General features: G+C 68.5%; 24 protein-coding genes. 4 read left to right on the top strand and 20 right to left on the bottom strand.

The window, feature by feature from the left end; all coding sequences use genetic code 11:
* Positions 1-143: 143 nt before the first annotated feature.
* Positions 144-2,075 carry a DUF2207 domain-containing protein gene (locus tag AC6CH0_RS16935; protein WP_498102988.1) on the bottom strand — a complete coding sequence of 644 codons (1,932 nt, stop codon included), beginning with the start codon at positions 2,073-2,075 and terminating at the stop codon, positions 144-146.
* An 85-nt stretch (positions 2,076-2,160) separates the two neighbouring features.
* Between AC6CH0_RS16935 and AC6CH0_RS16930 the strand changes: the two genes are divergently transcribed.
* On the top strand, positions 2,161-2,439 hold the full coding sequence (locus AC6CH0_RS16930) for a metal-sensitive transcriptional regulator (RefSeq protein ID WP_498102986.1): 279 nt from the start codon (positions 2,161-2,163) through the stop codon (positions 2,437-2,439).
* Positions 2,440-2,477: 38 nt separating this feature from the next.
* Here AC6CH0_RS16930 and AC6CH0_RS16925 read toward each other — a convergent pair whose 3' ends face one another.
* From AC6CH0_RS16925 to truB, 13 genes are all read right to left on the bottom strand, one after another.
* Positions 2,478-3,467, bottom strand: coding sequence for a glycerophosphodiester phosphodiesterase (locus AC6CH0_RS16925; RefSeq protein ID WP_498102984.1), 990 nt, complete (start codon positions 3,465-3,467; stop codon positions 2,478-2,480).
* A gap of 119 nt (positions 3,468-3,586) precedes the next feature.
* A complete protein-coding gene (locus AC6CH0_RS16920) occupies positions 3,587-4,747 on the bottom strand; it encodes a N(5)-(carboxyethyl)ornithine synthase (protein WP_498102982.1) in 1,161 nt (386 codons plus the stop codon).
* A 191-nt stretch (positions 4,748-4,938) separates the two neighbouring features.
* Positions 4,939-5,178 carry a hypothetical protein gene (locus AC6CH0_RS16915; RefSeq protein ID WP_498102980.1) on the bottom strand — a complete coding sequence of 80 codons (240 nt, stop codon included), beginning with the start codon at positions 5,176-5,178 and terminating at the stop codon, positions 4,939-4,941.
* Positions 5,179-5,187: 9 nt separating this feature from the next.
* Positions 5,188-6,048 (bottom strand): aldehyde dehydrogenase family protein, encoded by an 861-nt coding sequence (locus tag AC6CH0_RS16910; RefSeq protein WP_498102979.1) that lies wholly within the window; start codon positions 6,046-6,048, stop codon positions 5,188-5,190.
* Positions 6,045-7,640 (bottom strand): aldehyde dehydrogenase family protein, encoded by a 1,596-nt coding sequence (locus AC6CH0_RS16905; protein ID WP_498102978.1) that lies wholly within the window; start codon positions 7,638-7,640, stop codon positions 6,045-6,047. The genes AC6CH0_RS16910 and AC6CH0_RS16905 overlap by 4 nt, the downstream gene beginning before the upstream one ends.
* Positions 7,641-7,722: 82 nt before the next feature.
* On the bottom strand, positions 7,723-8,730 hold the full coding sequence (gene deoC / locus AC6CH0_RS16900; RefSeq protein ID WP_498102976.1) for a deoxyribose-phosphate aldolase: 1,008 nt from the start codon (positions 8,728-8,730) through the stop codon (positions 7,723-7,725).
* Between the two features lie 44 nt (positions 8,731-8,774).
* Entirely contained in the window at positions 8,775-9,719 is a 945-nt protein-coding gene (locus tag AC6CH0_RS16895; RefSeq protein ID WP_498102974.1) for a sugar-binding transcriptional regulator, read from the bottom strand.
* 149 nt (positions 9,720-9,868) lie between these two features.
* Positions 9,869-10,279 (bottom strand): hypothetical protein, encoded by a 411-nt coding sequence (locus tag AC6CH0_RS16890; protein ID WP_498102972.1) that lies wholly within the window; start codon positions 10,277-10,279, stop codon positions 9,869-9,871.
* A 74-nt stretch (positions 10,280-10,353) separates the two neighbouring features.
* Positions 10,354-11,568 (bottom strand): MFS transporter, encoded by a 1,215-nt coding sequence (locus AC6CH0_RS16885; protein WP_498102970.1) that lies wholly within the window; start codon positions 11,566-11,568, stop codon positions 10,354-10,356.
* Between the two features lie 32 nt (positions 11,569-11,600).
* Positions 11,601-12,533 carry a bifunctional riboflavin kinase/FAD synthetase gene (locus tag AC6CH0_RS16880; RefSeq protein WP_498102968.1) on the bottom strand — a complete coding sequence of 311 codons (933 nt, stop codon included), beginning with the start codon at positions 12,531-12,533 and terminating at the stop codon, positions 11,601-11,603.
* The gene (locus AC6CH0_RS16875; RefSeq protein ID WP_498102966.1) at positions 12,530-12,973 is read right to left on the bottom strand and encodes a hypothetical protein; all 444 of its coding nucleotides are present in this window, start codon (positions 12,971-12,973) and stop codon (positions 12,530-12,532) included. Before AC6CH0_RS16875 ends, AC6CH0_RS16880 begins: the two co-directional genes overlap by 4 nt.
* Positions 12,974-12,998: 25 nt before the next feature.
* A complete protein-coding gene (locus AC6CH0_RS16870; RefSeq protein ID WP_498102964.1) occupies positions 12,999-13,367 on the bottom strand; it encodes a hypothetical protein in 369 nt (122 codons plus the stop codon).
* Complete coding sequence (gene truB / locus AC6CH0_RS16865; protein WP_498102962.1) at positions 13,364-14,296, bottom strand: tRNA pseudouridine(55) synthase TruB; 933 nt, start codon at positions 14,294-14,296, stop codon at positions 13,364-13,366. Before truB ends, AC6CH0_RS16870 begins: the two co-directional genes overlap by 4 nt.
* A 58-nt stretch (positions 14,297-14,354) precedes the next feature.
* Here truB and AC6CH0_RS16860 point away from each other — a divergent pair, with 58 nt between their 5' ends.
* A complete protein-coding gene (locus AC6CH0_RS16860; RefSeq protein ID WP_498102960.1) occupies positions 14,355-15,350 on the top strand; it encodes a ketopantoate reductase family protein in 996 nt (331 codons plus the stop codon).
* A gap of 69 nt (positions 15,351-15,419) precedes the next feature.
* Here AC6CH0_RS16860 and AC6CH0_RS16855 read toward each other — a convergent pair whose 3' ends face one another.
* Both AC6CH0_RS16855 and AC6CH0_RS16850 read right to left on the bottom strand, forming a co-directional pair.
* A complete protein-coding gene (locus tag AC6CH0_RS16855) occupies positions 15,420-17,558 on the bottom strand; it encodes a hypothetical protein (protein WP_498102958.1) in 2,139 nt (712 codons plus the stop codon).
* A gap of 340 nt (positions 17,559-17,898) precedes the next feature.
* Positions 17,899-18,501, bottom strand: a complete 603-nt coding sequence (locus AC6CH0_RS16850; protein ID WP_498102956.1) for a nucleoside/nucleotide kinase family protein — start codon at positions 18,499-18,501, stop codon at positions 17,899-17,901.
* Between the two features lie 47 nt (positions 18,502-18,548).
* Between AC6CH0_RS16850 and AC6CH0_RS16845 the strand changes: the two genes are divergently transcribed.
* The gene (locus AC6CH0_RS16845; RefSeq protein WP_498102954.1) at positions 18,549-19,439 is read left to right on the top strand and encodes an HhH-GPD family protein; all 891 of its coding nucleotides are present in this window, start codon (positions 18,549-18,551) and stop codon (positions 19,437-19,439) included.
* Here the strand turns inward: AC6CH0_RS16845 and rbfA are convergent, their stop codons facing one another.
* From rbfA to nusA, 4 genes are all read right to left on the bottom strand, one after another.
* Complete coding sequence (gene rbfA / locus AC6CH0_RS16840) at positions 19,440-19,925, bottom strand: 30S ribosome-binding factor RbfA (RefSeq protein WP_498102952.1); 486 nt, start codon at positions 19,923-19,925, stop codon at positions 19,440-19,442. It abuts the gene before it with no gap.
* Positions 19,926-20,048: 123 nt separating this feature from the next.
* Positions 20,049-22,874, bottom strand: a complete 2,826-nt coding sequence (infB, locus tag AC6CH0_RS16835; RefSeq protein ID WP_498102950.1) for a translation initiation factor IF-2 — start codon at positions 22,872-22,874, stop codon at positions 20,049-20,051.
* Positions 22,875-22,957: 83 nt separating this feature from the next.
* Positions 22,958-23,218 carry a YlxR family protein gene (locus AC6CH0_RS16830; protein ID WP_498102948.1) on the bottom strand — a complete coding sequence of 87 codons (261 nt, stop codon included), beginning with the start codon at positions 23,216-23,218 and terminating at the stop codon, positions 22,958-22,960.
* A gap of 77 nt (positions 23,219-23,295) precedes the next feature.
* Complete coding sequence (gene nusA / locus AC6CH0_RS16825) at positions 23,296-24,294, bottom strand: transcription termination factor NusA (protein WP_498102946.1); 999 nt, start codon at positions 24,292-24,294, stop codon at positions 23,296-23,298.
* 154 nt (positions 24,295-24,448) lie between these two features.
* Here nusA and AC6CH0_RS16820 point away from each other — a divergent pair, with 154 nt between their 5' ends.
* Complete coding sequence (locus AC6CH0_RS16820; RefSeq protein WP_498102944.1) at positions 24,449-25,948, top strand: alanine/glycine:cation symporter family protein; 1,500 nt, start codon at positions 24,449-24,451, stop codon at positions 25,946-25,948.
* The last annotated feature ends 8 nt before the right edge of the window (positions 25,949-25,956 follow it).

Here is a 25,956-nt window from a genome sequence, read left to right as displayed (position 1 = left end):
CCGTGCGCAAGCCCAGTCTAGCGTCAACGCCGTGCAGGATCGGTGCGCGAGAGGCACGGCGCGGTGAGTCGGCCCCCATCGACGATCGCGAGCCTCTCGGCGATCACGAGCCCCGACGGCGAGGAGTGCGCGCGACTCGAAGCTCAGACGCCGCCACCGCCGCCGCCGCCACCACCGCCACCCGAGGAGCCACCGCCGCCCGAGCCACTCGACGACGAACTCGAGCTCGAACCCGACCACGAGGAGCTCGAGGCCGACGAGAACGACGACACCCCGGCAGCCAGCATCCCTGCATTGAATCCGGCTCGGCCGCTGTACCACGTGGGCTCGGCACCGGTCTGCTCGTAGAGCGCGGAGAGCACGCGACTCCATTGCCGTTCGAGGCCGAACAGCACGGCGTACGGCAGCAGCCGCTCGTTGAGCTTCAGCACGGTCACGGGATCGAGGTTCGCAGCGTGAGCCGGAATGCTCGCACCACCTGTCGAGCCGGGCCCCGGTACGGATGCCGCGGCCGGCCGTTGCTCCCGCAGGGCGCCGCTCGGACTCTGCAGCACGCGGAGTCGATCAGCCTCGGCGAGCCTGATGTAGAGCCTGAGTCCTTCGAGATGGTCGCGGATCGTGCGCCCGCGTTCGGTGAGCGGCCGCACCGAGATGATCACCGCAATCGTCGAGATCGCCGCAAGGATGGCGACGATGAAGCAGATCGCTGGCCAGAATCCACCCATCTGCGTCTCGAGGGCGACGATGCCGAAGAAGAACGAGAGCGCCGCGCCGGCGACCGCAACGGCGATGAGCAGCAACCGCGGACCGAGCGGCGGCTTCCAACGGAGCCCTCCGGCGACGACCTGCTTCGCCACCGACTGGCGCAGCGCGAGCAACTGCTTGCCGAGTGCGGTGTCTTCCGTGAGTTGTCGGCGGCCGTAGTTGCGCTGCTCCCCGAACAGGACGCTCAACACGGCTGCGGACTCGGGGTCGACGTCGGCCCGCGCCGCATCGTGGCGGTACTCGACGGCGTACTTGCGCTTGCCCGACTCGACGATGCGCACCTCGCCGGCGACTGCTCGATCGAGGATGGTCGCCGTCACACCCTTGTCGGGCCGCCCGACCAGATCGGCGGCGATCATCGGCGAGACTCCGGCCGGCGGTTCGTACTCGGCGATGATCGTGCCGCGCCCGGCGTGGTTTCGCCACCGGATGCCGCGCATGAAGACGGCGACGCCCGCGGCGAGCACGGCGAGCACGGCGGCGATCGCACTCGTGATCGCGGCCGGCGACGAGCCGAACGACTCGTCACGCGGCACGAAGGTGCCGTCGGTGAATGCCGCTGCGATCGTCAGGTTCTCGAACGGCCCGAGGTCGAGGGCCTCGGCCGTGATCACGAGAGGCTGCGCCTCGGCGACCTCGAGCGAACCGCACACGGTGCTCGATCCGATGCCGCCCTGGTAGCAGGCGACGTCACCGGTGAACGCCGTCGCCACGTCGTCACTCAGGTGCAGTTCCGCGCTCACGCGGCCGAACGGCTGGGCCCAGCCGGTGCCGTTCACGTCCCAGTAGAACTCGTCGATCGCCGCATCGTCGGGCTGCAGCGTGACGTTGTGCTGGCGGTACCCGATCACGTAGGTCTGCTCGCCGTGCACGTAGTCGTCGGCCCGGATCGTGACGAAGAGGAAGTCCTCGTCATCGTCGTCTTCGTGCACCTCGAACCGCCGGGGTGCGCCCGACTCATCCGTCACCGTGATGCGCTCGATGTCGGTGGGGTGCCCGCGATAGGAGCTCGGGATCGCTCGTCGGATGCCGCGGTTCTGGTCGATCTCGGGAAACCTGGCGACGATGGACTCGGTCGTGTCGAGCACCGAGCGACCCGCGTCGTCGCGCGACAGCTCGTAGACCGCGTCGAATGAATCGAAGGTGAAGTCGTCGACACCGGCCGAGAGGTCGGTGAGCACGGATGTCGCGGGCTCGGCGACGGTGAACGGCGTCACCTGGGCCCAGGCCGCTGCAACCGGCACGAGGGCGAGCCCGACGACGGCCGTGCCGACGGCGACGAGTGTTGCGGCGAGGCGGATGCGGCGCATGCCCCTACGCTAGCGCGGCGGGGCGCAGGGCTCCGAGGAAATGTACCCCTTGGGGGTATCCGGGTCGACGGGGTATCCTGTACTCGTGATCGAGGACATCAAGAAGCGCGCCATCCACCGCACGAAGATCATCGAGGGCCAGTTGCGCGGCATCGAGAAGATGATCGAGAACGACGAGTACTGCGTCGACATCATCACGCTCTCGCTCGCCGTGCAGAAGTCGCTCGGGTCGCTGAACAAGCTCCTCGTCGAGAACCACCTGCGCACCCACGTCACCGAGATGTACGAGGCAGGGGGCGAGCAGCGCGACGCGGCGGTGGCCGAACTCGTGCGTGTCTTCGAGCTCTCCAACAACCGCGGGTAGACCGCCGGCTGATCGAGCAGACCAGCGGACGCCTCGGCTCAGGTGCCGGGTGCCGTGACTGCCAGCCAATCGTCGAGCTCGCTCGGCTCATCGGTGATGATGCCGTCGACGCCGAGCGCACTCACTTCCTCCCAGTGCTCATGGCTGTTGAGCGTGTAGCAGAGCACCGCGACGCCCGCCTCATGCAGTGCCGCGAGGGCGCCGGGCTCTGCGGTGACCGAGACCACCGTCGTGCCGAACCCGATCACGCCGAGTCGTTCGGCCAGTGGGACCGGATCGGCCGGAAGTTCGCGCGTCAGCAGGATGCGCGGAATGGTCGGGGCGACGCGTTGCAGGTTGAACAGCGTCTCGAGGCTGAAGCTCTGCAGCACGATGCGACCCCTGAGCCCGTGCTGGTCGATGAGACCGGTGACCTTCCGCACGCCGTCGGCATCCCAGTCGGCCTTCAGCTCGACGAGCGCGCGCGCCTCGCGCCGTTCGGCGAGTGCCGCGAAGAAGGCGTCGAGCGTCGGAATGCGGGTGCCCGCGAATTCGGGGCCGTACCAGGACCCGGCGTCGAGCCGCGCGATGGCGTCGGCGTCGAGCTCTCCGACGGTTCGCGGGTCGCCCGTGATGCGCTCGAGGGTCGTGTCGTGGAACAGCACGGGCACGCCGTCGCGCGTGAGTTGCACGTCGGTCTCGACGAATGCCAACTCGTCCATCGCGAGCTCGAGCGATGGCATCGTGTTCTCGGGGGCTGCGGCCCGGTCACCGCGGTGCCCGACGGTGAAGGCCGGCTCGCCCGGCTCCCGCAGCGCTCCGAACACGTCGATCGCATACACGGTCGGGGGCATCTGGGCAAACAGCAGGAGCCCGGCGAGCACCGCCACGCCGCCAACCGCCATCGCCAGCCGGGCGGCACGGCGGCGCGGCGAGAAGTGGCGCGATCGCGCCTCGGAACGCGCAGGAATCGGTGTTCGAGTCCGGCCGGCCGGGTCGGTCGGTCGGAGGTCGGTCGCAGCGGTGAACGCGCCGGGGGCGTGGTACACGAGTTCGGGCCTTTCCACCGTTCGCGCGCCGTTGCGCGATCGGTGCAGGTCACTCTAGCAAAGCCCGTTACCATTTCGTTACCTCCCGTTCGCGGCACATCTCGCCCACGAACGGGACCTCACTCGATGGTCGGGTGCGGATACTCGGCTGCCCGCCGCTGGAACTCCAAGATGGCCGGATTGCGGACACGCCCCTCGGCGATCTCGATCGCTCGATCGATCGTCGACGATTCCGCCCAGGCCGCCGGTCCCTCCATGACCGTGCGCAGGAACGGCAGCAGCGCTTCGCTGATCTCCCACGTCGCCGAGTTCCAGAGGTACGACGGGCTGTGATCGACCGCGTAGTAGTTCGTCGTCTCCCCCACGGTGAACATCGGGTCCTCGAACGACGTCGGGCGCGCCCAGCTGAAGCCCATGCCCTCATCGACCGAGACGTCCACGATGAGGCTGCCCGGCCGGAAGACGCCGAGGTCTTCAGTGCGGAGGTAGGTGAGCGGTGCATTCGGATCCTGCAGCGTGCAGTTCACCACGACGTCTCGCTCGGCGAGGAACGGAGCGAGCGGCACGGGGCCGTCCTCCGTGTTGACCGTGCTGAGGAACGGCGCCTCGGGGTTGTGTTCGAACTGGAGGATGTCGACCGACGGGATCGGCGACCCCACCGCGGCCGTATCCCGATTGGTGAGCACCCGGACGTCGTGGATGCCGTGCGCGTTGAGCGCGGTCACGGCGCCTCGAGCGGTCGCCCCGAAACCGATGACGACCGCACTCAGGCGCCGCCCGTAGTCCCCCGTCGAGCCGCAGAGCTGCAGCGCATGCAGCACCGAGCAGTAGCCGGCGAGCTCGTTGTTCTTGTGGAACACGTGCAGCCCGAATCCACCGCCGGCGGTCCAGTGATTCATGGCCTCCCACGCGATCAGCGTGAGTCGCCTGTCGATGGCGACCTGCGTCATTGCGCGGTCTTGAACGCAGTGCGGCCAGCCCCAGAGCACCTGGCCGTCGCGCATCTCCGCAAGATCCGACGCCCGGGGCTTCGGCAGCAGCACGACCTCCGACCGGGCGATGAGCTCACCGCGAGCGCCGAACCCGGCGACGAACGGCTCGAGCTCGGCATCTGTGAAGCCGAAGCGCTCACCGTAACCGTGCTCGAGGAACAGGTTCTGCCGCAGCTCGGCATCGATGCGGTCGAGGTGCGACGGATGCAGCGGCAGTCGCTTCTCGTCGGGCTTGCTCGAGTGCGCCAGCACTCCGAGACGAAGGAGCTTCGAGCTGGTGGTGGTCATGGCGGACGTCCTGTCTCGCCGGTGCGCTGCACTCGACGGATTCACTCGGAGGAATCCGCGATGAACAGGTCGCCGTCGAATCACCGGTCGCGCATGCGGCGACCTGCTCTGAGGCTACGCCATGCCGTCGACCCCGTCGGTGGGCGACGAGCGCACGCACGAGGACCGCTTCGCTCGGTCGTCAGCGGGCGTTACGACCGTTCGTTGCCTCGACGGTAGTTGCCGCTCGCCCGGGCCAGCAGGTGCTGCGCTTGTGCATCGTCCGCGAGTTGCAGTGCGGCGACGAGTCGCGCCGCGTCACGACCTCCGACGGTCATGACCGGCTGGCCGCCTCGGACGACGATCACGCCGCCCTGTTTCGTGACACGGTACTCGAACGGGTCGCTCACGAGCCGACCGCGTTCGTCGGAGGCTCCATTTCGACCGGCCATGGCGTCGCGCTACTTGAGGCTCTTCGTGTGCCACACGGTCTTGCTCTCGGTGAACGCCGAGATTCGGCCGAGCGCGGGCGCCGCGGCATCCGGACCCGATTCGGGACGCAGCACGCGCTTGAGCGTGTCCGCGGCATCGATCTCGAGTGAGATCCAGTCGAGGTCGCCCGCGCCGACGAGGTCGAGTGCGTTGACATCGGCGTGGCTCGCGAGCCACGGCGCGATTTCAGCCGGTGAACCGGTGAGCACGTTGACGACGCCCTTCGGCACGTCGCTCGTGGCGAGCACCTCGGCGAGGCTGATCGCCGAGAGCGGGAACCGCTCGCTCGCGACGGCGACGACGGCGTTGCCGGCGACGAGCGCCGGAGCGATCGCGGAGACGAGGCCGAGCAGCGAATCGTGCTGCGGCACGATGACCGCGACGATCCCCGTCGGTTCGGGCACCGTGATGTTGAAGTAGGGTCCGGCCACCGGATTCGCGTTGCCCGTCACCTGAGCGAACTTGTCGGCCCAGCCGGCGTACCAGACCCAGCGGTCGATCGCCTCGTCGACCTGGGCGGATGCCGCGGCGCGGGAGATTCCCTCGGCCAGCTCGATCTCAGCGACGAACTGGGCCCGGCGCCCTTCGAGCAGCTCGGCGATGCGGTAGAGCACCTGCCCGCGATTGTAGGCCGTGGCGCCGGACCAGCCCCCGACGGCGCCGCGGGCAGCGACGATCGCGTCGCGGGCGTCTTTGCGCGATGCCTTCGCGGCATTCGCGAGGAAACCACCGTCAGCGGCGAGCACCTCGTACGTGCGCCCTGACTCGCTGCGCGGGAAGGCGCCTCCGATGTAGAGCTTGTAGGTCTTCGGCACGGCGAGGCGGCTCATCGCTTCGATCCCTTCGTCATGGCGCCGGCTTGTCGACGCTTCGTCGTTCGCGCCCGCCGGGTAGCGGCCGACTCGAGATCAGCGGTCGCGGCATCCTTGGTCTCGAGACGCGGCTTCGCCGCTCCTCGCCCGGCCGAGAGCGCGGACTGGCCGATCGGCGCGGGCATCAGGTACGCCCCGAGCCCGTGCCGGCCGCCCTCGCGGCCGTAGCCCGACTCCTTGTAGCCGCCGAACGGCGACGCGGGGTCGAAGCGGTTGAAGGTGTTCGCCCAGATGACGCCGGCGCGCAGCTGATCGGCGACCGCGAGGATGCGGCTGCCCTTGTCGCTCCAGATGCCGGCGGAGAGGCCGTAGGGCGTGTTGTTCGCCTTCGCGATCGCCTCGGCGGGCGTGCGGAAGGTGAGCACCGAGAGCACCGGGCCGAAGATCTCCTCACGGGCGATGCGGCTCGAAGTCTGCACGTTCGTGAAGATCGTCGGCGCGTACCAGAAGCCGTTCTCGGGGATCACGCACGGAGCGCTCCACCGATCGGCGCCTTCGGCGACGCCGATGTCGGAGAGCTCGCGGATGCGCTCGAGCTGCTCCTTGGAGTTGATGGCGCCGATGTCGGTGTTCTTGTCGAGCGGGTCGCCGAGGCGGAGCGTCGACAGGCGCAGCTTCAGGCGCTCGACGACCTCGTCGTGGATGTTCTCCTGCACGAGCAGGCGGGAGCCTGCGCAGCACACGTGCCCCTGGTTGAAGAAGATGCCGTTGACGATGCCCTCGATGGCCTGGTCGATGGGCGCGTCGTCGAAGACGATGTTCGCGGCCTTGCCGCCGAGCTCGAGCGTGACCTTCTTGTCGGTGCCGGCGATCTGCTTCGCGATCGCCCGCCCGACACCGGTCGAGCCCGTGAAGGCGACCTTGTCGACGCCCTCATGGGCGACGAGTGCGGCACCCGTGTCGCCGGCCCCCGTGATGATGTTCACGACACCCGGCGGAAGCTCGGCCTGCTGCAGGATCTCGGCGAAGATGAGCGCCGTGAGCGGCGTCGTCTCGGCCGGCTTCAGCACGACCGTGTTTCCGGCGGCGAGCGCCGGTGCGATCTTCCACGCGAGCATCAGCAGCGGGAAGTTCCACGGGATCACCTGGGCAGCGACGCCGAGGGAGCGCGGGTTCGCGCCGAGACCGGCGTGATCGAGCTTGTCGGCCCAGCCGGCGTAGTAGAAGAACCACGCGGCGACGAGGGGCACGTCGACGTCGCGCGACTCCTTGATCGGCTTGCCGTTGTCGAGCGACTCGGCGACGGCGAGTTCGCGTGCCCGCTCCTGCACGAGGCGGGCGATGCGGAAGAGGTACTTGCCGCGGTCGCGGCCGGACATGCGCGACCAGGTGCGGTCATAGGCGCGCCGGGCCGCAGCCACCGCGGCATCGACATCGGCCGTGTTCGCGCTCGAGATCGTCGCGATGCGCTCTTCGGTGGCGGGGCTGATCGTCTGGAACGGCTCGCCGCGTCCATCGACGAACTCGCCGTCGATGAAGAGGCCGTAGCTGTCGCGGAGCGACAGGATCGCTCGGGACTCGGGTGCGGGTGCGTAGTCGAGGAAGTTCATAGCTGGGAACCTTTCGGTTCGAGAATCATGTGGATGCGGGTGGTTCGGTGATCGAGTAGGCCCGCCAGGGCCGTATCGAGATTCAATCGATCGTCACGTAGTCGGCGCCGGAGTAGTGGCCGGTCGCGATCTTCTGCCGTTGCAGCAGCACGTCGTTCAGCAGGCTCGACGCGCCGAATCGGAAGAGGTGCGGCACCAGCCATTCCTCACCCACCGTCTCGGCAACCGTCACGAGGTACTTGATGGCGTCTTTCGACGAACGGATGCCGCCGGCCGGCTTCACTCCGATGCGCTGGCCTGTGGCCAGGTGCCAGTCGCGCACGACCTCGAGCATGAGCAGCGTGACCGGCAGCGTCGCCGCGGGAGCCACCTTGCCCGTGGAGGTCTTGATGAAATCGCCGCCCGCGAGAATCGCCAGCCACGAGGCGCGTCGCACGTTGTCGTAGGTCACGAGTTCACCGGTCTCGAGAATCACCTTGAGGCTGGCGCTCGAACCGTCGGGCCGTCGGCACGCCTCTTTCACGGCGGCGATCTGGTCGAAGACGAGTCCGTAGCGGCCGGCGAGGAAGGCTCCACGATCGATGACCATGTCGATCTCATCGGCGCCCGCCGCGACCGCCTCGGCCGTGTCGGCGAGTTTGATCTCGAGAGATGCCCGGCCGCTCGGGAACGCGGTCGCCACTGCCGCCACCGAGATGAGGCCGTTGTCGGGGTCGCCATGTGCGGCGCCGAGCGCATCGATCGCGTACGGCACCATGTCGCCGTAGACGCAGACCGCCGCGACCCGCGGCGTCGTGGCATCGGCGGGGTCGGGGGTCATCGCCTTGGCGACGAGGGAACGCACCTTGCCTGGAGTGTCGGCGCCCTCGAGCGTGGTGAGGTCGATGAGGGTGATGATCTTGTCGAGGGCCCACCGCTTCGATGTGGTCTTGATCGACCGCGAGCCGAGACCGGCGGCGCGCTGCTCGAGGCCGACCGCGTCGACCCCGGGAATGCCGTGCAGGTAGCGCCGAAGAGTCGCGTCGTCGGGCTCGCCGCCCAGCACGGCGATGGCCCGCTCGCGGGCGGTGACGAGTGAGGTGCCTGACATGAGGAAGAACCTGGCTTTCGTGATGGGAATGGCCGACGGTCGCGTCAGCCGTCGAGGAGGTGGAGGGCGGTGGCTTCATCGGTGACGAGCACCGAGCACAATCTGCTGCGCACCACGGCGTCGGCCACGGCGTGCTTGCCCGGGCCGGATACGACGGCGATCGCGAGTTCGGCACGGCGCAGCTCGTCGAGCGTGAGCCCGACGGTCCGCGCGTCGAGCGCCGGGTCGACGATGTTTCCGTCGGAGTCGATGTATCGGCCGACGACGTCGCCGACGGCCCCCTTCTGCACGAGTACATCGACGTCGGGCATCGAGAGGTAGCCGCTCTCGACATGCACCGAGGAGTGATCGGCGGCCCCGGCACTGAACAGGTACGCGTCGGCGGATCGTGCGAGGTCGATGACGCCCGCGACGACCCGGTCGGACTCGATCGCCTCTTTCGTCTCGAGTCGCTCGAGGATCGCCGGGCTCGGCAGCAGCGTGGCGCTGCCGCCGCCCTTCTGCGCGATGCCGACCGCCGTCGCCGCTGCGGTGCCCGGCCGGCGATTGAGGCTCACGCCGCCGTTGATCTGCACGACGTTCACACCGGTGGCCCAGCCGTTGCGGAGCTGCTGCGAGATCTCGAAGAGCGTTCGCCCCCAGCTCACGCCGAGGGTGCGCGGCACGGGTCGGAGCGCGGTGAGGTAGTCGGCAGCCGCCTGTGCGGTGCGCGCTTGCAGCTCTTCAGGTGAGGTGACCCCGGCCGTCGAGACGACGATCGCGTCGGCGAGGCCGCGTTCGTCACGCAGTCGCCGCTCGATCGCCAGCCGCCGTGCGCGCGGGTGCAGGATCTCGATGCGGATGAAGCCGCGCTGCTTCGCCTGCGCGAGAAGTCGGCCGACCTTCCACCGGGTCAGGCGCAGTGCCTGTCCGATCTCGTCTTGGGTCTTGTTCTCCTCGTAGTAGAGCTCAGCCGCCCTGATCGAGAGCAGTTCGTCGATCTCGTCCATGCGCCTCCGTCCGTCCACTCCAGCGTAGGCAGCCGAGTGCGCATCGGCAACACTCGTTGGCCCTACTGCTCATATGAGCAGGGCGATGGCGGATGTCGCGCGCCGCTGCGACCCGGATCGCGTTCGCGCATTCCGGCCTGCAACCGGAGTCAGCCTCCGACGAGGGGCGGCGAATCCGACACGGGCGGCGGTGCGTGCCTCGCGAGCTGCACGGCTGAAACGGCGCGATGCCGCACGAGTACGAGCGCGCCGATGCCGACCAGCACGATGAACACGACGGTGAGCGCGACGAGCGCGAACCAGTTCGAGTCGAGCGCGAGCACCGTACCGGCGGAGACCACCGTGATGCCGGCGGCGGAGAGCTTGGACCCCGACTTCAGTTTCAATGCCGGCGACATCCTGCCGTCGGGCCGGTCGCCTCGCGCGAGCAGCATGTCGGCGAACGAATCGATCGTCGCGAAGAGCGCTCCGCTGTAGGCGAGCGCGCAACCGAGCGCTCCCCAGAGATTCGGGGGCTTCGCGGTGGTCGCGGCCTCGGCGAGTTGCAGCAGCGTTTCCATGGCACCCGGATCCTACGACTCGGCGGCCTCCGCGGCAATGGTGCACCGCGCATCCGCGGCACGAGGTGCCGGAGCTACGAGGCGCGCTCTTCCTCGAAGTAGCGCGGCCGGGCGACCACGGCGCCCGCGATCGCCGCAGGCACGGCGGAGGCGAGGAGGAAGAGCAGCGGCCACGTCCACCCGCCCGACCATTCGTGCAAGAGCCCGACCAGGAGCGGTCCGACGGCCACGATGACGTAGCCCGCCGATTGCACGAACCCCGAAAGCGCCACCGCGCCGGAATGCGTTCTCGTGCGGAGGTTGATGAGCACGAGCGCGAGCGGGAACAGAAGCGGGCCGGTACCCACCAGCGCGACCCAGAGCCACGTCGCCCAGTCGGGAACGAGCAGCAGTCCGAGGTACCCGATCACGAAGGTCGTGACCGCGACCGCGATCAACAGGTGCACCTTGCCGTACTTGGCCGCGACCACCGGCACGAGCAGCCCTGCCGGCAGCCCCATCGCCGCGTACAGCGAGAGCAGGGCACCTGCTTCGGCCGGTGAAACACCTGCGACGTCGTGCAGGATCGTCGGCAGCCACGCGAACGCTGCGTAGGCATTGAATCCGGCGACGGCGAACACGATCGCGAGGGACCACGCGAGGGGTGAGCGCAGGGCGTGGCGGAGCTGGCCGGGGTCGGCCTCTTCGGGAAGCGCCGCAGCGGTCCGGCGCCCCGGCTGCAACAGCATCACGACCCACGGCACGAGCGAGATCGTGGCGATGAGCGCCCACTGGCCGAGGGAGACGCGCCAGCCGGCGGCATCCGCCATCGGAACGGCGATCAACGGCGGCGTGAAGGTGCTGATCGACATGGCCGTCACGTAGATCGTCGTGACGAGACCGATGCGGTCGGGGAAGTAGCGCTTGACGAGCGGCGGCAACAGCACGTTGCCCACGCCGATCGCCGCGAAGGTGACCGTCGAGGCCGCGACGAGCCACAGCGCGGAACCGGCGAGGCCACGACCGGCCAGCCCGACCGTGAGTGCGAGGAGCGCGATGACGAGGGTCAGTTCGAGCCCGAGCCGTTTCGCGACCATCGGGGTCAGGATGCCGAAGAGCGCATAGCAGAGCGGGGGCAGCATGCCGAGGAAGCCGACGACCGCCGGCGCGAGCTGAACCTCGGCCTCGAGTTGTCCGAGGATCGGCGAGAGCGAGGCCACCGCGGTGCGGAGGTTGAACGCGACCAGCACGATTCCGGTGAGGGCGAGCGCGCGACCCGCCCAGAGCGGTCGGGACGGGAGCGAATTCATCCCCTCGAGTCTATGGGCGCGCGCGTGGCTCCTCAGCCGGCGAGGATGCCGCGGGAACGCTCGACGTCGTCGCGGATCGTCTCGACCAGCGCATCGATGCTCGTGAACGCGACCATGCCGCGGATTCGCTCGACGAACTCCACGTCGACGACGTGGTCGTAGAGGTCGAGCTCACGATCGAGCACATACGCCTCCACCTGCTTCTTCGGAACGCCCTCGAAGGTCGGATTGTTGCCCACGGAGATCGCCGCCGGGTATCGGGTGCCGGCGTCGGTGAGCCACCCCGCGTACACCCCGTCGGCCGGAATCAGCCCCTCGGACTCCGGGCTGAGATTCGCCGTCGGGAAGCCGAGTTCCCGCCCGCGAGCGGCTCCGTGCACGACGATGCCCGACACCGTCGGCGTGTGGCCGAGCAGTTGCGTCGCTCGTCGCACGTCGCCTTCGGCCAGCAACTCGCGAATCCAGGTCGAGGAGACGCGGCGCTCGCCCTCGGGCCGCACATCGTCGATGACCTCGACGGTGAAGCCGAACTTCGCACCGAGATCGATCAGCAGCGGCACGTCGCCGGCGCCTCGCGCGCCGTAGCGGAAGTCGCTGCCGACGAGCACGGCCTTCGCGTCGAGCGCATCGACGAGCACGCGTTCGACGAACTCGGTCGCCGGCACCGAGGCGAGCGCCCGGTCGAACGGCAGCAGCAGGGTCGCATCGACCCCGGTCGTCGCGAGCAGCTCGAGCTTCTGCCGAACGCTCACGAGCGAATCGGGGCATTTGTCGGGTGCGAGCAGCGCGAGCGGGTTGCGGTCGAACGTCACCACGACGGTCGCGAGACTCCGCTCGTCGGCGATGCGACGCGCTTGGGCGATGACGGCACGATGCCCCTCGTGCACACCGTCGAACTTGCCGATCGTGACGACCGACGGCCCGATTCCGGCGGGCACTCCGGCCAAGCCCTTGAAGGTCTTCACGAGGCATCCGTTTCGGGAGACGGCCGGTGCCGGGCGAGCCACCACATGCCGAGCACCGGCAGCACGAGCGGTATGAACAGGTAGCCGCGACCGAACCACGACCACACGGTGTCGTGCGGGAACAACTCCGGGAAGACGATGCTGAGGGTGCCGATGACGATCACGCCGGTGAACTCGAACGCGATCGTCGCCCATGCCACGCGGTACCACACGGCGCCGGGACGGATCAGCGCGATCGTCGCGACGACGTAGACGAGCGCTGCGAGCGCCGAGAGCGAATACGCGAGCGGCGCCTCGTCGAACTTCGAAGCGATCTGCACGAACGAGCGACCGACCGCCGCGAGCGCGAGCACCCCGTAGACGGCCACGAGCACTCGCCCGATGCCGCTCATTCGCCGCCCCTGTCGCACCTCGGGCTGGGCACTCCGCACCTCACTCATGTCGTTCGATTCTCGCAGACCGGCTTCACGCCTGCTGCACGGTCCAGATCTGCAGCATGCGGTAGACCATGACGCCGACGGCGAGCGCTGCGACGCCGAGGATCACGGTCGCCCAGCGGTTTCGCTCGAGCAAGGCCCAGAAGGCGGCTGCCGGCGGCAGGAGCAACGCGCCGACGAGGTAGGTGTAGAACTCCAGGGCGCTGCCCGTCGGCGAGTTGCCGAAGGCCGGTGCCGCGATCGCGATGACGAGCTGGACGATGAGCAGCACCTCGACGAGCGCGAGCGCGCCGATCGTGAGATCGCTCGGCACGCGCCCGGCGAGGCCGAGGGCGATCGCGGTCAGCCCGGCGACGACGGCGACGGCGAGTTGCACCCAGGTGAACCACTCGATCACGCGCCGGCCTCCCCCGCTTCAGCGGGTGGGAACCCCGTGACCACCTTCAATTGGCGGCCTCGCGGCTCGACGATCGCGACGAGGCGATCGTCGGCGTCGATGGCGGCGAGCACTGAGGGCAGTGGCGCCTCGCCGGATGCCGCGATCCCGCCGACATCCGCGAGGTCGACGCGTTTGCCGTGCCCGAGGTCGACGGCCTGCGCCGCGCTGAGTTCGACGAAGGGCAGCGCGCGGCGCGCGGCATCCGCCGGACTCATGAGCGATGCGGCGACGTCGAATTCCTCGAGTGCGCTCGCCTCGGTGACGCTGAACCGCCCGATTCGAGTACGCCTGAGCGCCGCCAGGTGTCCGCCGGTGCCGAGTGCGGCGCCGAGGTCACGAGCCAGCGCACGGATGTACGTGCCCGATGAGCATTCCACGCGCACCTCGACATCGACGTGGTCGTCGCCAATGCGGAAGGCGATCGGCTCGAACGCCGAGATCGTGACCCGGCGTGCGGCGAGCTCGACGGTCTCACCGTCGCGCACCCGCTGGTACGCGCGCTTGCCATCGACCTTGATGGCACTGACCGCGCTCGGCACCTGCTCGATCTCGCCGGTGAACGGCACGATCGCGGCACGGATCGCCGCTTCGGTGGCGGCGGCGACGGCGACGGCGGATGCCGCGGCGAGCGGTTCTCCCTCGGCATCGTCTGTGCTCGTGTTCCAGCCCAGCCGGATCGTGGCGAGGTATTCCTTGTCGAGACCCACCAGGTAGTGCAGGAGGCGTGTCGCGCCATTCACGCCCAGCACGAGCAGGCCGGTGGCCATGGGGTCGAGGGTGCCGGCATGCCCGATCTTTCGCGTACCAGCGAGGCGGCGCATGCGCGAGACGACGTCGTGGCTCGTGATTCCCTGCGGCTTGTCGACGAGGAGGATGCCGCTGTTCACGCCGTACAGGCTAACAGCCGCGCGCGGTGCGGCCGTGCGGCACGCATACGCTGGAGCGGTGAAGATCGGCATCATCGGCGCAGGCGCCCTCGGCGGCACCTTCGCGGCACTGCTCGCGCGAGCCGGGCACGACGTCGAGGTGACGGCGCGCGGCGCCGGCCTCGAGGCGATCCGCGAGTCGGGCATCAGGCTGAGCGGCGGGTATGGCGACGTGCACGCACGAGTGTCCGCCGGAGAAGTGCTCACCGTGACTCCCGACCTGGTGCTCGTCTGCACGAAGGCGCAAGACGCGGCATCAGCCATCGAATCGAACTCGCGACTGATCGACGGCGCTCCGATCGTCATCGTGCAGAACGGGCTCGACGGGGTCGCAACCGCCGAGCGCCTGCTCCCCCGATCCTCGTGCATGGGTCTGTTGTCGATCATTGCGGCCAACTACACCGAGCCTGGGGTCGTTCGAGTGACCACGCCCGCGACGAGCTACCTCGGCCGCGGCGACGGTGCCGCCGACGCGGAAAGCACGCACGTCGCTGCAGTGCTCTCGGACGCCGTGCCGGTCGTCGCGATCGACGGCTTCCGCGGCGCCCAGTGGACCAAACTCGTCGTCAACATGCTGAACGCCGTGCCCGCCATCGTCGGGCGCAGCGTGCAAGACGTCGTCGACGAGCGGCGACTCCGCCGAGTGGTCACCGCCTCCATGCGTGAGACCGTGCGGGTCGGCATCGCCCGAGGCGTGCGCTTCGGCGCACTGCAGGGGCTGGGCGACCGCCGGCTCCGGTTGTTCTCCCACTTGCCGCTCTCGATCGGCCAGGTGCTGCCGCGATTGATGCGGTTGCGCATGGGCGCGGTGCCGAATCTCGGGTCGACGCAGCAGAGTGTGCGCCGCGGCCAGCCGACCGAGGTCGACTTCCTGAACGGGGCGGTGGTGCGCGAGGCATCCGTCGCCGGGCTCGATGCACCGGTGAATCGCGCGCTCACCGCGCTCGTGCACGAGGTCGAGACCGGCGGCGTTTCGTTGCCCGCCGAGCGCGTGCTCGCCGACGTGCGAGTCTGAGCAGCCGCCCGGTAGGTACGACGAAGGGGGCCCGGCGAACCGGACCCCCTTCGCGTGCGTCAGCGAGCGTTACGCGCGCTTGCGGCGGATACGCGCGATCACGAGGAACGCGAGTCCGGCGATCACGACGATGCCCGCGACGATCGCGATGGTCGTGCCGGCGAATCCGGTGCTCGCGAGGCCGGTACCGGGCGAAGCCGGGGTGCTCGCGCCGCCGCCGGATCCCTTCGGGCCGGTGGCGCACTCGGGCGTGGCCGCCGGGTACGAGATCGCGACGGGGGTCTCGGGGTTCACGACGATCTTGGCGTCGATGTCACCACGGGTCCATGCGAAGTTGTCGTCGACCTCGATCCACTGGTTGCCGACCTTCGCCCATCCGGGCCAGCCGTTCGCCGTGCCGTTCTCGTCGACCGACGCACCGGGCCAGAGCGCCTGGCCTTCGAGCTTGTCGTCGACGAGCTCGCCGAGCTCGATGGTGTGCGTGTTCGTGCCGTCGGTCAGCACGAGCGTCGCCGTGGTCTCCGTGGACTGCTCGTCGGGGTCGATCAGCTCGACGTCGAAGAAGATCCACGGCGAGTCGGCGAGGCAGACGCCGGTCGCGACCGATCCCTTGAGGCTCGGCTCGATGCACTCGACGTCGGAGTACGAGAAGGTCCAGGTCACCGGACCGCCCTCCTTGAAGGTGTAGCCGGGCTTCGCCGTCGCGGTGACGGTGAAGACGCCGTCGGCGCGCACCGACTCCCAGTCGATCGTGTCCGTGTCCTCGGGAACCGTCCGCTGCTCGTTGTTCGGCCCACAGGTGTCCTCGAATGTCGGCGCGCCGACGAGCTCGATCACGCAGGGGCTGTCATCGACGTTGAACGTCCACGTCGTGGTCGCCCCCTCGGGGAACGTCGAACCGGCCTTCGCCGTCGCCGTCACCGTGATGACGCCATCGACCTCGGTCGAGCTCCAGTCGACCGTCGCGGTGTCGTCGGGAACCGTCAGCTGCTCGTTGTCAGGCCCACACTTGTCGGAGAAGGTCGGAGCACCGACCACATCGATCACGCACGGCTTGTCGTTGACGTTGAACGTCCACGACGTGGTCGCACCCTCGGGGAACGTCGAGCCGGCTTTCGCCGTCGCCGTCACCGTGATGACGCCATCGACCTCGGTCGAGTTCCAGTCGATCGTCGCGGTGTCGTCGGGAACCGTCAGCTTCTCGTTGTCAGGACCGCAGGTGTCCTGGAACGCTGGAGCACCGACGACCTGGATCACGCACGGGCTGTCGTCGACGTTGAATGTCCACGTCGTCTGCGCGCCCTCGGGGAACGTCGAGCCGACCTTCGCCGTCGCCGTCACCGTGATGACGCCATCGACCTCGGTCGAGTTCCAGTCGACCGTCGCGGTGTCGTCGGGAACCGTCAGCTGCTCGTTGTCAGGACCACACGCGTCCTGGAACGTCGGTGCACCATCGACCGGGATCTCGACATCCGGCTTCACACAGTCCTCGTACTGGAGCAGGCTCTGGTCGCCCTGCGCAGGCACGTGGATGACCTTGCCGTCCTTGACGTAGTTGAAGGCCGGGTAGATGTCGCCATGGTTCTGGTGGTCATCGTGGCCCGAGTTGAAGAACGCCTCGACAGCCGTCTCGATGCGCTCGTACGGGTGGGTCGCGCTGCCGGTGGCGTGACAGAACTCGATCTTCTTCACGATCGGAACGTTCGGAGCGCAGTCGCCCTTGAGTCGCTCCTTGAGTTGGCCGTCGGAGCCCTTCTTGGAGTCGCCCCAGGTCGTGTAGGCGTAGACCCAGGGGCCGAACCCCGTCGTATCACCGGCGAGGTGCTCGGTGCCGAGCGTGATCGTCGTGTCGCCCTTCGTCGTGATCGGGCCGCGATCCATGCCGGTCGCGTTCGACGGCGTGCCGTCGAAGTGGGTGTCTCCGACGCGCCACTTCGTCGTGCCGGACTTGCCGTTCGGCACGTTCGAGAGGATCAGCTTGTAGGTCACGTCGTACTCGCCGGTGGCGGTGTTGCACACGGCGCTGGCCTTGAGGTCGCCGGTGTGGGCGCTCGCCGGCGCGGCGACGCCGACGAGGGCGAGTCCGGCGCCGAGCGCGAGTGAGGTGAGGATCGCCGCAATGCGGCGGAGCGGGCGGCGTGACGACCATCGGACGCGAGTGCGTGCGATGCCGTCGGCGTGCGCCAGAGCGGCGCCGGGCTTACTCATTCGGGGTTTCTCCATCGATTGGCCCGGCACAGGGTCAGCGAAACCGATGGGGGTGACAGAGGGCGCGTTCGGGGCGCGCAGCAGTGCCGACGGGCGCGGGCGCGCTCGTCGACGGACGTCGGGTAATTCGGGTGGTGCGATCGGGTTCGCGTAGCCGGGGGGGGCTGGCAGTTCCACCAGTATGTCGGAAAGCGGGGGCGCGTACCCCGTTTTTTTGAATCAGGGTACATTTGTCCCCCGAAATGGGGACATTCTCCTACTCAGCGCAATCGTCGGGATGCGCCGGACCTTCCCTCTGATCAGGGGTGATGCCGTGCTCGCGTCGTGGCGAACCGGCCGCTCAGCAGCCGTCGAAGAAGCGGCGCCGCGGGTGCGCGGGGTCGCGGTTGTCGATGACGACGGATGCCACGAGGCGCGGGTCGTTCTCGGCGTACGCGATCTCGTCGGCAGGGTCGACGGGGTCGCCGTCGAGTGCGATACGCACGTCCCACAGATCCGCGAGCCGTTGCCGCAACAGGAACCGCCCGTCGATCACCAGGATCGCGTCATCGGGCCCCGTGAGCCACTTCGGTTCGACCCACGCGTCGCGAGTCGGGTCGAAGACGCGCGTCACGAATGCCGTCGATCCGCCCAGCCGGAACGGTTCGACGAGCACCCGCCGCAGCGCCGACTCGTCGAATCCGTATCGGTAGTACCGCGCGGGAGTGTCGTCGCCGAAGACGGCCTGCGCCTCGCGCGAGCGATGGAATCCCTCCATGCTCGCCCTGAACACGGCGTGATCACGCTCTTCGAGCACGGCGGCGAGGTCGTCGCCGAACGCCGTCTTCCCGCTCTGCAACGGCCCGTCGATCGCGACGATCATGCGCCCACGACCGTGATGCTGCACGATCTCGTCGGCGATCGAACGGAGGAAGGTGACCCGGGGCGTGGTGACAAGCCGCATGCCACGAGCCTAACTCCGCGGCATCCGCCTCGACGTAGGCTGGTCGGATGCGTCCGTCCTCGACCGTCACCGAGCTCCCGGGCCTCGTGATCGACTGGTTCGCGGAAGCTGCGCGGCCACTGCCGTGGCGTGCAGCAGAGGTGTCACCGTGGGCGGTGCTCGTCAGCGAGTTCATGCTGCAGCAGACCCAGGTCGCGCGGGTGGTGCCCCGCTGGGAGGCCTGGATCGAGCGCTGGCCGACGCCCGCCGCCCTCGCCGCCGAGCCTCCCTCCGAAGCGGTGCGGGCCTGGGACCGCCTCGGGTACCCGCGTCGCGCCCTGTGGCTGCACCGTGCCGCGGTCGAGATCGTCGAGCGTCACGGCGGCGAGGTGCCCGCCGAGCTCGACTCGCTCCTCGCCCTGCACGGCATCGGGCCGTACACGGCTCGTGCGATCGCGGCATTCGCGTTCGGCGTTCGGGTGCCGGTCGTCGACACGAACACGCGCCGGGTGCTCGCCCGTGCGGTGAGCGGTCAAGCCGAACCCTGGCCTCCGTCGACGACGCGAGACCTCGCAGCGATGAACGAGCTGCTCCCCCGTGACGATGCCGACGCGCGTGCGTTCAATGCCGGTGCGATGGAGCTGGGCGCAACGGTGTGCACGGCGCGGGCACCACGCTGCGAGGTGTGCCCGATCGCCGCCGCATGTGCGTGGCGAGCGGCTGGCTTCCCCGCATACGACGGTCCGAAGAAGTCGGCACAGGCACGATTCGAGGGCTCCGACCGGCAGGTGCGCGGCATGGTGATGCGGGAGCTCAGGGCTGCGCACCGACCAGTACCGCGAACGGAGCTCGGGATGCTGCAGGCGCCCCCGACCCAATTGGATCGTGCACTCGCGAGCCTCGTCGTCGACGGACTCGCCGTGCACGACGCTGATGGCTATCGGCTGCCCGAGGCCTGATCAGCGCGCGGCATCCGCTTCGTCGTCGGTGCGCGGCTCGTCGTCGAACTCGTCGCTTTCGTCGAACTCCCGCGGCTTCACGTACGGGTCGGCTTCGCCCGCGTACTCGGCGGTCGAGGCGAGCTCGGCCGTCTCGGTGTCGCGAGTGCGCGCCTCATGCAGAAGCGCCGCGATGTGCTGGGCGTTCTCGGGGATCGCGTCGGCGATGAACTCGAGCGACGGCGTGAGCCGCGCGGTGATGTTACGGCCGACTTCGCTGCGAAGCATGCCGGTCGCCGCCTTCAGCGCCTTCGCGGAATCTTCGCGCTCCTCGTCGGTGCCGTAGACCGTGTAGAAGATGCTGGCGTGCTGCAGGTCACCCGTGACGCGTACATCCGTGATGGTGACGAATCCGAGTCGCGGGTCTCGCAATCCCTTGTCGAGGCGCTTCGCCACGATCTCCTTGATGCGATCGGCCATCTTCCTGGCCCGTGCCGGATCCGCCATGTTCCTCAGCCTCTTTCCCTCCCAGGACGTTGCGTCCTTGGGGTCCCTGATTCTCTACTCCGGTGAATCGGGGTAGGGTCCCCGCCCTTCACCGAAGTGAAGGGCGGGGACCCCGTCCACGAACTACGCCCGGGGCTTCTCCCGCATTTCGATCGTCTCGATCTCGTCGCCGACCTGGATGTCGTTGAACTTGCCGAGGCCGATGCCCGCCTCGAAGTCCGTGCGGACCTCGGTGACGTCGTCTTTGAAGCGACGCAGCGACTCGATGGCCAGGCTGTCGCCGACCACGACACCGTCGCGGATGACGCGCGCCTTGGCGTTTCGCGTGATCGTTCCCGATCGCACGATGACACCGGCGATGTTGCCGAACTTCGAGGAGCGGAACACCTCGCGGATCTCGGCGACACCCGACTGCACCTCTTCGAACTCGGGCTTCAGCATGCCCTTCAGCGAGTCCTCGATCTCGTCGATCGCGTTGTAGATCACCGAGTAGAAGCGGATGTCGACACCCTCGCGAGCTGCGCGCTCGCGCGCCTTCGTGTCGGGGCGCACGTTGAAGCCGACGATGATCGCGTTGTCGATCGTCGCGAGGTTGACGTCGCTCTCGGTGATCGCACCCACACCGCGGTGGAGGATGCGGAGCTGCACCGAGTCGTCGACCTCGATCTTGAGGAGCGATTCCTCGAGCGCCTCGACGGCACCCGAGACGTCACCCTTGATGATGAGGTTGAGCGACTCGACCTTGCCCTCTTCGAGTGCACGGGTGAAGTCCTCGAGCGAGATGCGCTTGCGCGCCTTGGCCAGCTGGGCATTGCGCTCGGCGGCTTCACGCTTCTCGGCGATCTGACGTGCGGTGCGGTCCTCCTCGGTGACGAGGAAGGTGTCACCGGCGCGCGGCACGCTCGAGAGGCCCTGCACCTGCACCGGTCGCGACGGCGTGGCCTCGAGCACGGCGTCGCCGTTCTCATCGGCCATGGCACGAACGCGGCCGTAGGCGGTGCCGGCGACGATCGCATCGCCGACGCGCAGCGTTCCCGACTGGATGAGCACGGTCGCCACGGCGCCGCGTCCCTTGTCGAGCTTCGCCTCGATGGCGACGCCACGCGCGTCCTTGTTGGGGTTCGCACGCATGTCGAGACCGGCGTCGGCCGTAAGCAGCACGGCATCGAGGAGTTCCTTGATGCCGATGTTCTCGCGAGCCGAGACGTCGACGAACATGACGTCTCCACCGTACTCTTCGGCGACGAGGCCGAATTCGGTGAGCTGCTGTCGCACCTTCGCCGGGTTGGCGTCGGGCTTGTCGATCTTGTTCACCGCGACCACGACCGGCACGTTCGCCGACTGGGCGTGGTTCAAGGCCTCGATCGTCTGCGGCATGATGCCGTCATCGGCTGCGACCACGAGGATCGCGATGTCGGTCACCTGCGCACCACGGGCACGCATGGCGGTGAACGCCTCGTGGCCAGGTGTGTCGATGAAGGTGATCGGACGGTCGACGCCCTCGTGCTCGGCGTGCACCTGGTACGCACCGATGTGCTGGGTGATGCCACCGGCCTCACCGGCGACGACGTTCGCGTTGCGAATCGCGTCGAGGAGTCGCGTCTTACCGTGGTCGACGTGACCCATGACGGTCACGACCGGAGGACGCTGCTGGAGGTCTTCATCGGTTTCGTCTTCGAGCTCTTGATCGAGGTCGATGTCGAAGCCCTCGAGAAGCTCGCGGTCTTCGTCTTCAGGCGAGACGACCTGGATCTTGTAGCCGAGCTCTTCGCCGAGCACCTGGAAGGTGGCCTCGTCGAGCGACTCGGTCGCCGTCGCCATCTCGCCGAGGTGGAACAGCACGGTGACGAGCGCACCGGGGTTGGCGTCGATCTTGTCGGCGAAGTCCGAGATCGAGGAGCCGCGACGCAGCCGGATGACAGTGTTGCCGTCGCCGCGGGGAACGCTCACGCCGCCGAGCGACGGAGCCTCCCGCATCTCGAATTCCTGACGCTTCGTACGCTTCGACTTGCGAGCCTTGCTCTTGCCGCCGCCACGACCGAAGGCACCTGCCGTGCCACCACCGGGGCCACGGCCACGACCGCCACCGCCAGCGGGGCGCGGTCCACCGAAGCCACCGCCGCCGGGAGCGCCACCGGGACGCTGGAAACCACCGGCACCACCGGGACGTGCACCGGCGCCACCGCCGGCACCGCCGGGACGCTGGAAACCGCCGCCGCCGCCGGGACGACCGCCTGCACCGGCCGGACGCGGAGCACCGGGACGCGGTGAACCGGGACGCGGAGCCTGCGGACGCGGGATGTTGCCGGGGCTCGGGCGCTGGCCCATGCCCTGCGCGCTCGTGAACGGGTTGTTGCCCGGACGCGGCTGAGCGGGGCGCGAGCCCATGCCCTGCGAGCTCGTGAAGGGGTTGTTGCCGGGGCGGGGCGTGCCGCCGCCGCTGGGACGGGGGGCGCCGGGACGCGGAGCCGTGCCTGCGGGCTTGGCGGCACCGCCGGGCTTGACGGCGTCTGCGTCGTCACCGGTCGAGTCGGCTGCCGGAGCATCCGTCGACTTCTCGGCCGCTGCCTGCGCAGCGCGCTCCTCGGCCTGCGCCTGACGTTCGGCGACCGTGAGCGGCACCTCGACGACCGGGGCCTCGACGGCCTCGGGGGTCTCGACAGGGGCGGGCTCTGCGGGAGCCGCGGGACGCTTCGGGGCCGGCTTGGGGCCGGGCTTCGCGCCGGGCTTCGCGCCGGCCGTTGCGGCGGGCTTCGACGCGGCAGGCGCTGCGGCCGTGGCCGCACCTGCGGCTTCGAGCGCGGCCTTCAGCCGACGTGCGACGGGGGGTTCGATGGACGACGAGGGTCCCTTGACGTACTCGCCCATCTCCTTGAGCTTCTCAAGGGCGATCTTGCTGTCGACACCGAGCTCGCTTGCGATCTCGTGTACGCGTGGTTTGGCAGCCACTTCTCTCCTGTTCCGGGTCCGACCCCGGACAGGGGCGGACCATCAATGACGGACGGGTCTCATTTCGAGCCGCTCATGAGTCATTACTCATTAGTGATCACGCCGTTCAGCCTGTTCTCTACGTTGCTGGTGTCCACCTCGCCGCGAATGCGGAGCGCACGCCCGAAGGCACGTCGCCGCACGGCGAGCCGGTAGCACTCGAGTGACGGATGCAGCCACGCCCCCCTGCCCGGAAGCACGGCCGCACCATCTGCGATGACGTGGGAGTTCTGGGTGACGACCCTCAGAAGTGAGGACCGCGGGGCACGCGAACGGCATCCGATGCACGTTCTGACGGGTTCCATCTTACACTCTGCGCTGTTCGTCCGCCGACGGCGGGCAATCGGTGGATATCGGCGGCGGCCGCAGGGCGGCCGTCGGACTAGTCCGACTCGAGGACCGAGTCGGGCTGGATGTCGATCTTCGCACCCGTCAGCTTCGCGGCGAGGCGGGCGTTCTGCCCTTCCTTGCCGATCGCGAGCGAGAGCTGGTAGTCGGGAACGAGGGCTCGCACCGCTCGCGTCGACTCATCGATCACGAACGCACTCGTGACCTTGGCCGGGCTCAACGCGCTCGCGACGAAGGTCGCGAGGTCGTCGTTCCAGTCGACGATGTCGATCTTCTCGGCACCGAGTTCCGCCGTGACGGCGCGCACGCGCTGACCGAGTTCGCCGATCGCGGCGCCCTTCGCGTTCACGCCGGCCTGCGTCGCACGCACCGCGATCTTGGTGCGGTGGCCGGCCTCGCGGGCGAGCGACACGATCTCGACGACGCCCGAGGCGATCTCGGGCACCTCGAGTGCGAAGAGCTTGCGCACGAGCGCCGGGTGCGTGCGCGACACGGTGATCGACGGGCCCTTGAGACCCTTCGCGACGCTCGTCACGTACACGCGGATGCGCTGGCCGTGCAGGTATTCTTCGCCGGGCACCTGTTCTTCGGGCGGCAGGATCGCCTCGACGCTGCCGAGGTCGATGTGCACCATGCGCGGGTTCGGGCCCTGCTGGATGATGCCGGCGACGATGTCGCCTTCGCGTCCGCGGAACTCGCCGAGCACTGCATCGTCGGCGATGTCGCGAAGTCGCTGGTTGATGACCTGCTTCGCGGCGAAGGCGGCGATGCGGCCGAAGTCGCTCGGGCTGTCTTCAGCCTCGCCGATGACGTTGCCCTCTTCGTCGAGTTCGGGAACGTACACCGAAACGTGACCGGTCTTGCGGTCGAGGTGCGCCCGCACGCCGTCGGGGTTCGCGTGGCCGTGCTGGTCGGGATGCGTGTGCTTCAGGTAGGCCATCAGAATGGCCTGCTCGATGATCTCCACCAGTTCGTCGAATGGGATCTCTTTCTCGCGCTCCATCATCCGCAGCACGCTGAGGTCGATATCCATAACCCGGCCTCCTCTATTCAGCTCTCAAGCCGCTTCCCTTCGGAGCGGACAGGACTCTACGGTACCGGATGTCGCGGCCCCGGGCATCCGCCGCCGACCCTGTCGGCGGCGCGGCGAGGATGACGTGACAACGCCGAATCGACATACTGGGGCGATGGATGACGTGAACGAGTTCGTGCTCGCCGGAGGCGACACCCTCTGGACCTGGATCGTACTGCCCGTCGTCGTCGTTCTCGGCGCGTATTTCACCGTTCGGTCGGGGGTGGTCCAGTTCCGATTGATCCCCGAGATGTTCCGCACACTCACCGACAAGACGCCGAAGGACACGGCCGGCCGGCCGCAGTCGGTCTCGGCGTTCCAGGCCTTCACGATCTCGGCGGCTTCCCGCGTCGGCGTCGGCAACATCGCCGGTGTCGGAACGGCGATCGCCATCGGCGGCCCCGGCGCGATCTTCTGGATGTGGCTCATGGCGTTCGTCGGCGGTGCCTCGAGCTTCGTCGAATCAACGCTCGGCCAGCTCTTCAAGGTGCGCGATAGCGACGGTTTCCGCGGTGGCCCCGCGTACTACATGCAGCACGGCCTCAAGGCCCGGTGGATGGGCATCGTCTTCGCGGTGATCCTCATCTTCACGTTCCCCCTCGCCTTCTCATCGCTGCAGGCGAACACGATCAGCGCGACGGTGACCTCGACGGTCGGCGCCGACGATGGCGCCGGCTGGATCGTGTGGGTGGTCGGGGTGATCGTCGCCGCACTGACCGCGCTCGTGGTGTTCGGCGGCGTGCGCCGAATCGCCTCGGTCACCCAGGCGGTCGTACCGCTGATGGCGCTGCTCTACCTGCTCGTCGGCCTCGTCATCGTCGCGATGAACATCTCCCGGCTGCCCGAGGTCTTCGCGTCGATCTTCACGCAGGCGTTCGGATTCAACGAGGTCCTCGGCGCCACGCTCGGCACGATCATCCTCACGGGAGTCAAGCGCGGCATGTTCTCGAACGAGGCCGGTCTCGGATCCGCTCCGAACGCCGGCGCGAGTGCCGCCGTCACGCACCCCGTGAAGCAGGGGCTCGTGCAGACGCTCGGCGTCTACTTCGACACCTTCCTCATCTGCTCGATCACGGCGTTCATCATCCTCGTGTCGAACCCCGACCTCGAGAACGCCACGCGCGGCATCGGCCTGACGCAAGACGCGATCGTGTCGAACCTCGGCAGTTGGTCGGGCATCCTGCTGACGGCGATCATCTTCCTGCTGGCGTTCAGCTCGATCCTCGGCAACTACTACTACGGCGAATCGAACATCGAGTTCATCACCCCCCGTCGCTGGGTGCTGACGACGTACCGGGTGTTCGTGGTGGCCGCGATCCTCGTCGGATCCGTCGCCTCCTCCGACCTCATCTGGAACAGTGCCGACGGCATCATGGGTGTCATGGCGCTCGTGAACCTCATCGCGATCGCGCTGCTCTCGGGCATCGCCTTCCGTCTGCTGCGCGACTACACGAGGCAACGTCGCGAGGGGCGCAACCCGGTGTTCACGCGGGCGTTGCTCCCCGATGTCGACGGCATCGCGTGCTGGGAGGACGAGCTCACGGTCACCGGTCCGCTCGATATCCAGACGCTCCGCCACGAAGCCGAGAAGCACCGCGACCACTTGCGGGACTGAGCCGCCCG

It is taken from the genome of Agromyces sp. GQ35 (genome assembly GCF_059758475.1).
Note: the sequence above shows the minus strand (reverse complement) of the source record. Positions and strands in the feature narration are given on the sequence as shown.

Excerpts from the sequence above, each read along its gene's own strand:
- nusA (WP_498102946.1), bottom strand. The coding sequence starts at position 24,294 with ATGGATATCGACCTCAGCGTGCTGCGGATGATGGAGCGCGAGAAAGAG.
- deoC (WP_498102976.1), bottom strand. The coding sequence starts at position 8,730 with ATGTCAGGCACCTCACTCGTCACCGCCCGCGAGCGGGCCATCGCCGTG.
- AC6CH0_RS16905 (WP_498102978.1), bottom strand. The coding sequence starts at position 7,640 with ATGAACTTCCTCGACTACGCACCCGCACCCGAGTCCCGAGCGATCCTG.
- AC6CH0_RS16895 (WP_498102974.1), bottom strand. The coding sequence starts at position 9,719 with ATGGACGAGATCGACGAACTGCTCTCGATCAGGGCGGCTGAGCTCTAC.
- AC6CH0_RS16935 (WP_498102988.1), bottom strand. The coding sequence starts at position 2,075 with ATGCGCCGCATCCGCCTCGCCGCAACACTCGTCGCCGTCGGCACGGCC.
- AC6CH0_RS16850 (WP_498102956.1), bottom strand. The coding sequence starts at position 18,501 with ATGCGGCTTGTCACCACGCCCCGGGTCACCTTCCTCCGTTCGATCGCC.
- rbfA (WP_498102952.1), bottom strand. The coding sequence starts at position 19,925 with ATGGCGGATCCGGCACGGGCCAGGAAGATGGCCGATCGCATCAAGGAG.
- AC6CH0_RS16875 (WP_498102966.1), bottom strand. The coding sequence starts at position 12,973 with ATGAGTGAGGTGCGGAGTGCCCAGCCCGAGGTGCGACAGGGGCGGCGA.
- AC6CH0_RS16890 (WP_498102972.1), bottom strand. The coding sequence starts at position 10,279 with ATGGAAACGCTGCTGCAACTCGCCGAGGCCGCGACCACCGCGAAGCCC.
- AC6CH0_RS16885 (WP_498102970.1), bottom strand. The coding sequence starts at position 11,568 with ATGAATTCGCTCCCGTCCCGACCGCTCTGGGCGGGTCGCGCGCTCGCC.
- AC6CH0_RS16845 (WP_498102954.1), top strand. The coding sequence starts at position 18,549 with ATGCGTCCGTCCTCGACCGTCACCGAGCTCCCGGGCCTCGTGATCGAC.
- AC6CH0_RS16915 (WP_498102980.1), bottom strand. The coding sequence starts at position 5,178 with ATGGCCGGTCGAAATGGAGCCTCCGACGAACGCGGTCGGCTCGTGAGC.
- AC6CH0_RS16910 (WP_498102979.1), bottom strand. The coding sequence starts at position 6,048 with ATGAGCCGCCTCGCCGTGCCGAAGACCTACAAGCTCTACATCGGAGGC.
- AC6CH0_RS16820 (WP_498102944.1), top strand. The coding sequence starts at position 24,449 with ATGGATGACGTGAACGAGTTCGTGCTCGCCGGAGGCGACACCCTCTGG.
- AC6CH0_RS16830 (WP_498102948.1), bottom strand. The coding sequence starts at position 23,218 with ATGGAACCCGTCAGAACGTGCATCGGATGCCGTTCGCGTGCCCCGCGG.
- AC6CH0_RS16920 (WP_498102982.1), bottom strand. The coding sequence starts at position 4,747 with ATGACCACCACCAGCTCGAAGCTCCTTCGTCTCGGAGTGCTGGCGCAC.
- AC6CH0_RS16855 (WP_498102958.1), bottom strand. The coding sequence starts at position 17,558 with ATGAGTAAGCCCGGCGCCGCTCTGGCGCACGCCGACGGCATCGCACGC.